Annotated in this window: 8 protein-coding genes; all 8 read left to right on the top strand. The window is 54.3% G+C overall.

What is annotated here, in order from left to right; genetic code table 11:
* Positions 1–82: 82 nt before the first annotated feature.
* The gene (tssJ, locus tag QMM04_RS17640) at positions 83–577 is read left to right on the top strand and encodes a type VI secretion system lipoprotein TssJ (RefSeq protein ID WP_282996643.1); all 495 of its coding nucleotides are present in this window, start codon (positions 83–85) and stop codon (positions 575–577) included.
* Positions 578–586: 9 nt separating this feature from the next.
* On the top strand, positions 587–1,927 hold the full coding sequence (gene tssK, locus QMM04_RS17635; protein ID WP_282996642.1) for a type VI secretion system baseplate subunit TssK: 1,341 nt from the start codon (positions 587–589) through the stop codon (positions 1,925–1,927).
* 19 nt (positions 1,928–1,946) lie between these two features.
* On the top strand, positions 1,947–3,173 hold the full coding sequence (locus QMM04_RS17630) for a DotU family type VI secretion system protein (protein WP_282996641.1): 1,227 nt from the start codon (positions 1,947–1,949) through the stop codon (positions 3,171–3,173).
* Between the two features lie 3 nt (positions 3,174–3,176).
* Positions 3,177–6,806, top strand: a complete 3,630-nt coding sequence (tssM, locus tag QMM04_RS17625; protein WP_282996640.1) for a type VI secretion system membrane subunit TssM — start codon at positions 3,177–3,179, stop codon at positions 6,804–6,806.
* 14 nt (positions 6,807–6,820) lie between these two features.
* On the top strand, positions 6,821–7,537 hold the full coding sequence (gene tagF, locus QMM04_RS17620) for a type VI secretion system-associated protein TagF (RefSeq protein WP_282996639.1): 717 nt from the start codon (positions 6,821–6,823) through the stop codon (positions 7,535–7,537).
* An 11-nt stretch (positions 7,538–7,548) separates the two neighbouring features.
* A complete protein-coding gene (gene tssA / locus QMM04_RS17615; protein ID WP_282996638.1) occupies positions 7,549–8,568 on the top strand; it encodes a type VI secretion system protein TssA in 1,020 nt (339 codons plus the stop codon).
* Positions 8,569–8,647: 79 nt separating this feature from the next.
* A complete protein-coding gene (gene tssB, locus QMM04_RS17610) occupies positions 8,648–9,178 on the top strand; it encodes a type VI secretion system contractile sheath small subunit (protein WP_282996637.1) in 531 nt (176 codons plus the stop codon).
* Positions 9,178–10,625, top strand: a 1,448-nt coding sequence (gene tssC / locus QMM04_RS17605; protein WP_282996636.1) for a type VI secretion system contractile sheath large subunit, incomplete at its 3' end; no start/stop codon positions are given. The genes tssB and tssC, both read left to right, overlap by 1 nt.

Raw genomic sequence — 10,625 nt, 5'->3', positions numbered from 1 at the left:
GATGGTGATAGCAAAGCCTGCCAGAACACTAATAGCGGCACGTGGATCATCAACTAATCGGCTGAGCAGGGAGGGCTGATTAATGGCCATGAGGCTAATAAAGCAAGGGTTTTGGTTGCTACTGGTCATGACGTTGGTGGCATGTAGCAGTAGCGAACCGACTAAGGTGGCGCGTTATAACCTGAATTTCCAGGCGCATCCCCAGATTAACGCAGGGGCGCCACTGAAAGTGCGGGTGATGTTACTCACCTCGGATGCGGAGTTCATGTCCGCGGATTTTTATTCGCTGCAGAATCAGCCCGCCACGGCACTGGGCAGTACGTTGCTCAATAACCAGCAATTCTTCCTAATGTCGGGTCAGCTCAATAAAACGCTGAGTGCCAAAAGCCTGCCAGAAGCGCGTTATATCGGCGTGATGGCCGAGTATCAGGCGTTGGATGGAAAAGTCTGGCGCCTTGCGCTGCCCTTCCCAGATGGTGAGAACAGCGCTTTCTGGCAGTTCTGGAAAAGCAACGACGGCGAACTGAATGCTCGCATTGTTGCAGACATTAATGGTCTTCGTGTGGTTAAGCAGTAAAGGATGAGTATGAACAGAGCCGAAAAAGTGGTCTGGACTGAAGGAATGTTTCTGCGACCACACCATTTCCAGCAATCGGAAAACTATCTCCACAGCACCTTGCGTGACTGGGGGCAGTCGCAGCGTGCCTATATATGGGGCTTTTTTGACCTTGAGTTTGATGAAGCGATGCTGCGTCAAGGCAAGCTGGCACTCAGTGCAGCCAGCGGGTGTTTACCTGACGGTACCTTTTTCTCATTTAGCCAGCCGCAGCATGGTCCGGCACCCCTGGCGCTTGCCAGTCATGTCGATCGCGCCAAAGTGGTATTAGCCATCCCAGCACGACGCAATGGTCAGGAGTCCGTGGCTTTTCAAGATACTCAAGATTCTCTGGCGCGCTATCTGGCTTGGGAAGCGGAAGTGGAAGACGATAATGCGATGGCGGTGGGTGCGGCGACCGTGCAATTTGGCAAATTGCGCTTACGGCTCATGCTGGAGCAGGATCTCACTGCAGAATGGACAGCCATGGGCGTGGCGCAGGTGATTGAGAAGCGCAGTGATAACCAACTCCAGCTCGACAGCCACTACATCCCGCCGATGCTCACACTCACCGCTAGCCGCCCCCTTCAAAGTATGCTTAATGATGTCAATGGCTTACTGACGCAACGCAGCCAGCTATTGGGGCAGCGTGCACCGAGTTCCGGCCGTTTTAACAGCGCCGACATGGTGGATTTCATGTTGCTGGCACTGCTGAATCGTCAGCTTGGCCTGCATGCGCATTTACAACATCTTCCACAATTGCATCCTGAAGTGCTCTATAGCCATTGGCTGCAACTTGCCGCAGAACTCAGCACGTGGATGCCCTCGCGCACGCCCGATGTCTTGCCCCTTTACGATCATGATGATTTGCAGGGCTGTTTTAGCCGCCTCACGCTGATGCTCCGCCAAGGGTTGTCGCAGGTCATGGAGGAGAGTGCGATTCAGCTACCGCTGACGCAACGTTCCCATGGACTCAATGTGGCTACCGTGCCGGAAAGCAGCATGGTTCACGCGTTCGGCTTTGTACTGGCAGTTAAAGCCAGTATCCCCGCAGAGACGTTAAAAACCCATTTCCCCGCGCAGATGAAAGTGGCACCGGTCACCAAGATCCGCGATTTGGTTCAGCTGCAACTACCTGGATTGGCACTTAAAGCGATGCCTGGTGCGCCACCGCAAATCCCTTGGCACGCGGGTTACAGCTACTTCGAACTCGATAAAAACAGTGAGTTGTGGCAGGAGATGGAGCGCTCCGGTGCGTTCGCCCTCCACCTTGCCGGTGAGTTTCCTGGCCTGAACATGGAGTTTTGGGCCGTTCGCAGTCAGTCAGAATAAACAAAACTGAGCACGCAGCATGATGCAGGAACAACAGAAACCTAACAGTGATGTAAGCCACCAGAACGTTCTGGTGGCCGCTGCCAATCCGCTGATAAATGCCATCCCTCAAATTCGTCACTCGGTATCCCATGACGATCCCGCGCGTTTGCGTCAGCAGCTTATCGATCAAATTCGCCGCTTTGAATTGAGCTGCCAACAGTCTGGGCTGAGCTACGAAGTCATCGTCGGAGCCCGCTATTGCCTGTGTACGGCACTGGATGAAGCCGCAGCGCTGACACCTTGGGGGAGCCGTGGTGTCTGGACCAGTAATGGCCTGCTCGTGACGTTTCATAATGAAACCTGGGGCGGCGAAAAGTTTTTCCAACTGCTGGCTAAGCTGTCGCAAAATCCGCGGCAGCATATAGTAATGCTGGAGTTGATCTATTTTTGTCTGGTGCTGGGTTTTGAAGGGCGCTATCGCGTGCTGGATAATGGTCGCTCACAGCTGGAAACCATCAAACAGCGCTTGCTGCAGATGATCAAAAGCGTGCGTGGCAGTTATGCGGCGGCATTCTCACCGCACCCTACCGATCAGCCCGTATTGCGCAAACTGTGGCGCCCCATGATCCCACTGTGGGCCTGTGCCGCAGTGGCCGGATTCGCCGCCTGTCTGTTCTACATCATCCTTAACTGGCGTTTAGGCGATTACACCTCACCCGTTTTGGCGAACATCTATCAGACGTCGTTACCGGAAGTTCAGATTCGCAATCCCGCGCCACCGCCGCCTGCGTCGTTGAATCTTAAGGCTTTCCTCAAGCCAGAAATTGATGCTGGATTAGTCGCAGTGCGAGATGAGGCCGATCAAAGTGTGGTGACACTAAAAGGCGATGGCCTGTTTACCTCTGCGTCGACGGAAGTGCGTGGTCGCTATGAGGCGGTGATTCAGCGTATTGCAGCCGCAATGAACAACGTCAGTGGAAAGATTCTGGTGATTGGCTACAGCGATAACGTGCCCATCCGCAGCGCGCGTTTTGCCTCCAATTATGAACTCTCGCTGGCCCGTGCGCAGTCGGTACAAACCCTGCTGCAACAACAGCTGGCACAACCTGCACGCGTAAAAGCTGAAGGGCGCGGGGAAAGCCATCCGCTGGTGCCCAATACCAGCGCTGAGAATCGTGCCCGAAACCGCCGTGTCGAGATCACGCTGTTGGTCGCACCGGATGCAACACAGTCTGAAATCAACGGCTTGGCGAGAGGGAACTGATCCATGCTGAATATGCTATTTGCGGTGTTAACCAGCCGACTTGCCTGGGGCTTTGTCGGTATCACTGCGCTCTCCTTTATTATTTGGGTGATTGGCCCGGTATTTTCGATTGTTGATTCGCGTCCGTTGGAGCCGGAACAGAATCGCATGATCAGTATTGCGCTGTTATATCTGGTGTGGGGGCTGAGCCAGGCGATTCCTCGGTTATATAACTTCTGGTTGAATCGCAAATTGATGTCGAGTCTTGAGACGTCAAAGTCAGATACGCCTGACCAGGATCGCAAACGCCTGACCAATGAAGAGCAGGTCTTGGCGAGCCGCTTCTCTGAAGCCACCGACATGCTGAAAAAGGCGCATTTCCAGCGCCACAGCAGTAAAAGTGCTCCTTTCTGGGCACAGCGCTTTAGCCATCAATATCTCTATCAATTACCTTGGTACATGATCATTGGTGCACCAGGCGCGGGCAAAACCACCGCGCTGGTGAACTCCGGTTTGCAATTTCCGCTTGCCGATAAGTTTGGTAAAGCAGCGCTGCGTGGAATCGGCGGTACGCGTGACTGTGATTGGTGGTTTACCAACGAAGCAGTGCTGTTGGATACCGCAGGCCGCTACAGCACGCAAGAGAGCCAGCAGGAGCGTGATGCCAGTGAATGGCACCATTTTCTTGGACTGTTGCGTCAGTATCGCGGTCGCCAACCGATTAACGGTGTCATTGTCACGTTAAGCGTGTCCGATCTCATGACCCAATCATCAGAAGCATTGCAAAATCAAGCTATCGCGCTTCGTCAGCGCCTGATGGAGCTGCATGACCGTCTCGGCATTCGCTTTCCGGTCTATGTATTAGTCACGAAAACGGATTTGTTAAAAGGCTTTCGTAGCTACTTTGGTGCCCTGGATAAAGCGCAGCGTGAGCAAATCTGGGGCTTTACCTTCCCTTGGGCACAATCGTCCACTGCGGATTTCGAACTCAACGCCCAGTTCCAACAAGAATATTCACTGCTGCAACAGCGGCTGGATGCAGGGCTGGCGGATACGCTTTTAGCTGAGAGTGATGCGCAGGCGCGTGCTGAAAGCTATCTGTTTCCACAGGAATTTGCTGCATTACGTCCGGTGCTGGCAGAAGCGCTCGATACGCTGTTTGCCCGCTCGGATTTTGAAACCCAATTCTCACCACGCGGTATCTACTTCGCCAGTGGCACCCAGGAAGGATTGCCGTTTGATCGCGTTATGGGGGAATTGACGCGCGCCTTACATTTGCCAGGCCAACGAGAAGGGGAGTCAGACCGTTGGGATCAGGTTGATAAAGAGGCGCCGATTCCACCGAATAAGGGGCAGAGCTTCTTCCTCAAAGGCGTGCTGGAAAATGTCATTTTTCAGGAGTCAGGATTAGCTGGTAGCAACCGCTGGTGGGAGCTACGAAACCGTGCAGGGTTGTGGTCAGGCTATCTGGCATTACTGGTGCTGGTGTTAATCGCCGGTGCGCTATGGCTGACCAGTTTCAACAAAAACAAAACCTACCTGCAAGAAATGGCGAGCAAAACCCCGCAGGTTGAGCAGTTGGGCCAGCAGTTGCAAAATCAAGGCCGCGGCGATTTGTTCGCACTGGTGCCTTACTTCAATACCTTGTTACATCTGCCGGAGAGCGCCGAGTTCTCGCTACAGGATCCCCCCTTAACCCGCCGCATGGGATTGTATCGCGGTACTGAAGTCAGTGATGCCACGCAAACGCTGTATGACAAAGCGTTGAAGCAACTGCTGCTACCTCAAGTGGCGCAAAACATCACTCGCTGGCTGCGCAATGATAATGGCAGTGATGCTGACTACAGCTACGAAGCGCTGAAAGCGTATCAGATGCTTTATCAGCCTAAGCATTACGACGGCAAATTCCTGCAGGCATGGCTGATGCTGAATATTTCACGTGAGCTGCCGCAAAGTGTTACGCAACAGGAAGTTGAGCAACTCGCCTGGCATCTGCGCCAACTGCTGGAAACACAGATTCAGTCTTCTCCGTATGCTAAGGATGATGCGCTGGTAAAGCGCGAGCAGGCGCTTATTAATCAAATGCCGCTATCACAGCGCGTCTACGGACGCCTGAAGCGCCTGCTACAGCATGATGGCTCGCTGCAACCTGTCACGCTGGCGGCCTTAGGCGGCCCACAAAGTGAACTGGTCTTCTCGCGTAAAAGTGGCAAATCTGTCAATGAAGGCGTGCCGGGATTATTTACGCCAGAGGGTTACTGGCAGCACGTTGACAAGCAAATTGCCCCTGTGACGCAAGCATTATACCAAGACGATGTTTGGGTGCTGGATAGCGCGACCAATCCAGTGAGCAGCCAGCAGGTTGATTTAGCGGTACGTCAGCTTTACGTGCAGGACTATATACGTCAATGGGAACAATTCCTCAGCGATATCCAGCTCAATAACAGCGCAGACCTGGCGCAGCGTATTAACAGTGCCCGCCTGTTATCAGGCGCGCATTCACCGTTGCGTCAGATGGTCATCAAACTTTCAACACTGCTGACGCTGACGCCAGCGGCCAACGACAAAGCAAAATCAGCACCGGCTGCGCCATCAGGCAACAGCGCGACGCGCGCGCTGGAAAACTTATTCAGTGGCTCTCGTGCGAATGCAGCACAAGGACAAGGGGCATTACAGCAGGCTCCTGAAACGGCAGTCGCGACCCATTTTGCCCCGATTCTGGAGCTGGCGCAGCCGTTGCAGCAGGGCAGTAAAGTGTTAGCGGTGGATGACTTCCTGCATCAAATCGACGACCTCTATCGCTATCTCACTGCCGTGCAAGATGCCGCCAACAGTGGCATGCAACCGCCTGCCAGCGATGCGATCAGCCGCCTGCAAGCCAGTGCTGGGCGATTGCCTGGATCGTTACAAAACATGGTGTCCAGCATGGCGGTCGGCGCCAGCAGTGATGCGCAGCGTCGTGATATGGATAATGTGCGCAAGCGTATCAACATGGAAGTCGGCAGCTTCTGCCGCCAAGCCATTGGGGGGCGCTATCCGCTGGTACGCAGCGCTCGCAGTGAAGTGACTCCAGATGATTTGGCTCGGATGTTTGCCCCAGGAAGCGGGTTAATGGATAGCTTCTTCCGCGAAAATCTGGCCAGCAAAGTGGATACCACGAATGCATCCTGGCGCTTCACGCCGGGCATAGATGGCAAAAGTTTGCCGGGTGGCGAAGCGTTATTGCGTCCATTCCAGCAGGCACAGTCCATCCGAGATGCGTTCTTTACCAATGGCGCGACCACGCCTTCATTCCGCGTGACGCTGCGTACCGTGAAGATGGACAACGACATCCTCAATCTGACGCTGGATGTAGACGGACAAATTCTGCGTTACAGCCATGGCCCGCAAGCGGTGCAGATGGTGAACTGGCCGGGGCCGGGCGGGACCAGCCAGGTACGTATGCAGTTGGGTTTGACCAATGGTACGACCTCGACGCTGGTCACCAGCGGGCCTTGGGCGCTGAACCGCTTCTTTGATCGCGCCCGGTTGACCTCTGTGGGGGGCTTAACGCGCGAAGCCAGCTTTAACATTGATGGCCACCAGGTCACGCTGTCATTTACGCCTGGCAGTATCCGCAATCCGTTCCAGCTTACCGGCTTTAGTTGCCCCTGAAACAGGACCTGACAATGACTCATTTCACCGCCCCTGGCTGGTACGGCAAATTGCCCAGTGCGGGTGACTTTGTGAAGCGTCGCTTCCCCGATGCGCTCTATCGGCAATGGTCCAACTGGTTTCAGGTCGGGCTCCATCACTGGCAAAACAGCGAAGAGAGTCAAAACGCTCCGTCGAGGGCTTTCCTCAAAGCGCCAGTGTGGAATTTTGTCGTTCCGCCAATGTTGGGAAGTCAGTTGATTCAAATGGGATGCCTGATTGCGGCACGTGACAGTGTTGGCCGTCACTACCCGCTGTGTGCTTTGCGCCACTTTACGCCCGCAGAGTGGACGCCAGCTTTGCTGACACGCTCCGGCGAGTGGTATCAGCAGGTGGGAAATACTTTGCTGAGAGTGGTGCAGAACGGCGGTACGCCAGAACAATTGGATCATGCACTGCTCAGTATTCCGCAGCCACAGCAGCCGTTAGCCGGCGATGAGCCTTCGGATATTCTCGATGTCATCGGCACCGGTGAGCACCCCTCTACCTTGAACTGGAAACTGCCGGGTGACAGCTTTGATCCGCAGTTCTACACCAGCTTTTGGTGGACCAATCAGAGTGACGGCTTCCCGCTTTATACCCAGGTACACAGCGGCAACTTTACCGCTCAGCTGTTTTCATTGCTGTTTGACCCTGCTGGCGGCGCCAAACCTGGACGAAATGGACTTTACCCCCCGATGTTTGAATCCTGAGGTAATACTGCATGACGATCAATATTGATGCCTTACTGTCTCCGGTCAGCAGCGATAACCCTTGCGGCGATAACCTGGAATACCACGCAGATTTTCAGGCGATGGAACAAGCCAGTGCTGGCAAAGCCGAGCAGCAATTTGGCACCACCATCATTCCCGCCGAGCCGGCTGACTGGAATAAGGTCGAAAAGCTTGCCATCGATTTGCTAGGCCGCAGTAAAGACCTGCGAGTGATGTTAGCACTCACTCACGCGTGGACGCAGTTAAAAGGCCTGCCGGGGTATGCACAGGGCCTGAAACTGATTGAACAATCTATGCTGCTTTATTGGGAACCCCTTTGGCCCAGGCTAGAGGAGTTTGGTGAGGCCGATCCTTTTTATCGTATTAATGCCGTTGCGCTGTTGGGTGATAAATCTGCCTTAAGCACGGCGGTGCGCCAATCCTGGCTGCTGCGTAACGCTTCTGACGGCATCACGCTACGCGATGCGGCTGCCTTGTGCGACGGCAGCAAAACGGAGGTTGCTGAGTACCCCGGCGGTTTATCGCGCTTGACCGATGAGCTAGCCCGTGTCGATCAGCCCGGAGCAGAAGCCGTCATTCAGATAAGTGAGCGTTTACAAACAATCTGTGAAACCCTGGCGGAAAGGTTAGATGATTCTGCTGTCCCGGAACTGACTCAGTTGCGTAAACAGATTGCGATAGTTGCTGAGCGCTGCCAGGCAACGGATCTTCGGGCATTGCAGCCTGCAGCCGCCGTTGAGCAAACGACGGATTCCACGCCCGCAGCAACACCTGTTGCTGCGCGACCCCAGGCTGACTGGCGCAGCGTACAGCTGACCTCAAGGGCTGATGCACAACTGATGCTGGAAAAGGTAAAGCAGTATTTCTCGCAACACGAACCCAGCCATCCCGCGCCCTTGATGATAGACCGTGTGCAAAGGCTGATCGAACTCGATTTTATGGACATCATCCGCGACCTCGCGCCGGATGGCGTCAATCAGTTAGAAAACATCTTCGGACGTCGCGACTAAATCACCGTCCACTTCTATACGCAGCGAGACCTGCGCGCCTCCTGCGAGCCGTTACCCGCGCAATTTTATGGAGAAAACCATGGCACCAACGAAATCCAGTGGGCAGAAATTTATTGCTCGCAATCGCGCGCCCCGCGTGCAGATCGAATATGACGTGGAAATTTATGGCGCAGAACGCAAAATCCAGCTGCCGTTTGTGATGGGGGTATTGGCCGATCTGGTGGGTAAGCCACTGGAGCCGCAGCCAAGCGTCGATGAGCGTAAATTCCTGGAAATCGACATCGATAACTTCGATGAACGTATGAAAGCGCTGAAACCCCGCGCTGCATTCCAGGTGGATAACACGCTGAATGGCGAGGGCAAGCTCAATATTGATTTGACCTTTGAGAGCATGGATGACTTTTCACCGGATGCCATCGCCCGCAACGTTGAGCCGCTAAGCAAGTTACTGGAAGCGCGCACGCAGTTGGCCAATTTGCTGACCTACATGGACGGTAAAAACGGTGCTGAAGAGCTGATTGGTAAGATTCTGCAGGATCGTACGCTGCTGCAAGCCTTGACTCATCTGCCTAAGCAGAGCGAAGCATCAGACGGTAAGGAGGAGCAATAATGATCGAAACATCTCAACAGCAGCAACCACAGGGGGCTGTTAGTTTTTCCCAGGATGAGTTCAGCGCACTGCTTAACAAAGAGTTTCGCCCGACCAGCGATCAGGCACGTGAAGCCGTCGAGAGTGCGGTGAAAACGCTGGCGCATCAGGCGCTGGAGAACACGGTCACCGTCTCCAACGATGCGTATCGCACCATTCAGGATCTGATTGCAGAGATCGATGAAAAACTGTCTCAGCAGGTGAATCAAATCATCCATCATCAGGATTTTCAGCAGGTAGAGAGCGCATGGCGTGGCCTGAATTATCTGGTGAATAACACTGAAACGGATGAAATGCTGAAAATTCGCTTTATGAGTATCTCCAAGCAGGAACTGAGTCGCAGCCTGAAGCGCTTCAAGGGCGCTGGTTGGGATCAAAGCCCGCTGTTCAAGAAAATCTACGAGCAGGAATACGGCCAGTTTGGTGGTGAGCCGTTTGGCTGCCTGGTGGGCGATTATTACTTCGACCACGGCCCACAAGATGTGGAACTGTTAGGTGAAATGGCGCGCATTGGTGCTGCTGCACACTGCCCGTTTATTACCGGTACGGCACCGACAGTGATGCAGATGGAGTCCTGGCAGGAGCTGGCAAACCCACGCGATCTGACCAAGATCTTCCAGAACACGGAATACGCAGCATGGCGTAGCCTGCGTGAATCAGAGGATGCGCGCTACCTTGGATTGGTGATGCCGCGTTTCCTGGCGCGTCTGCCCTATGGTATTCGCACCAACCCGGTCGATAGCTTCGATTTTGAAGAGCAGACAGACGGTTCCGATCACAACAACTACACCTGGAGCAACGCGGCGTACGCCATGGCAGCCAACATTAACCGCTCCTTTAAGGAGTATGGCTGGTGTACGGCAATTCGCGGTGTGGAGTCTGGCGGTGCGGTAGAAGATCTGCCCTGCCACACATTTCCAAGCGATGATGGCGGCGTGGACATGAAGTGCCCAACTGAGATCGCCATCAGCGATCGCCGTGAAGCCGAACTGGCCAAAAACGGCTTTATGCCGCTGGTACATCGCAAGAACTCCGATTTTGCGGCCTTTATTGGTGCCCAATCGCTACAAAAGCCGACCGAGTACCACGATCCCGATGCAACAGCTAATGCGCGTCTGGCTGCTCGCTTGCCTTACCTCTTCGCCTGCTGCCGTTTCGCACACTACTTGAAGTGCATCGTGCGCGACAAGATTGGCTCCTTCCGCGAGCGTGACGAGATGGAGCGCTGGTTGAATGATTGGGTCATGAACTACGTCGATGGCGACCCGGCTAACTCCTCGCAGGAAACCAAATCCCGCAAACCTTTGGCCGCCGCTGAAGTTAGCGTGGAAGAGCAAGAAGATAATCCTGGCTACTACGCCGCGAAATTTTTCCTGCGTCCGCACTATCAGCTGGAAGGATTAACGGT

The sequence above is a fragment of the Pantoea sp. Pa-EAmG genome (assembly GCF_030024295.1).
Classification (GTDB): Bacteria; Pseudomonadota; Gammaproteobacteria; order Enterobacterales; family Enterobacteriaceae; genus Pantoea; species Pantoea dispersa.
The sequence above is the reverse complement of the archived record's forward strand: the minus strand, read 5'-3'. Positions and strand labels throughout refer to the sequence as shown.

What these genes read in the sequence shown, in the direction of transcription:
- tssJ (WP_282996643.1), top strand. Translation starts at nt 83, where the DNA reads ATGGCCATGAGGCTAATAAAGCAAGGGTTTTGGTTGCTACTGGTCATG.
- tssK (WP_282996642.1), top strand. Translation starts at nt 587, where the DNA reads ATGAACAGAGCCGAAAAAGTGGTCTGGACTGAAGGAATGTTTCTGCGA.
- QMM04_RS17630 (WP_282996641.1), top strand. Translation starts at nt 1,947, where the DNA reads ATGATGCAGGAACAACAGAAACCTAACAGTGATGTAAGCCACCAGAAC.
- tssM (WP_282996640.1), top strand. Translation starts at nt 3,177, where the DNA reads ATGCTGAATATGCTATTTGCGGTGTTAACCAGCCGACTTGCCTGGGGC.
- tagF (WP_282996639.1), top strand. Translation starts at nt 6,821, where the DNA reads ATGACTCATTTCACCGCCCCTGGCTGGTACGGCAAATTGCCCAGTGCG.
- tssA (WP_282996638.1), top strand. Translation starts at nt 7,549, where the DNA reads ATGACGATCAATATTGATGCCTTACTGTCTCCGGTCAGCAGCGATAAC.
- tssB (WP_282996637.1), top strand. Translation starts at nt 8,648, where the DNA reads ATGGCACCAACGAAATCCAGTGGGCAGAAATTTATTGCTCGCAATCGC.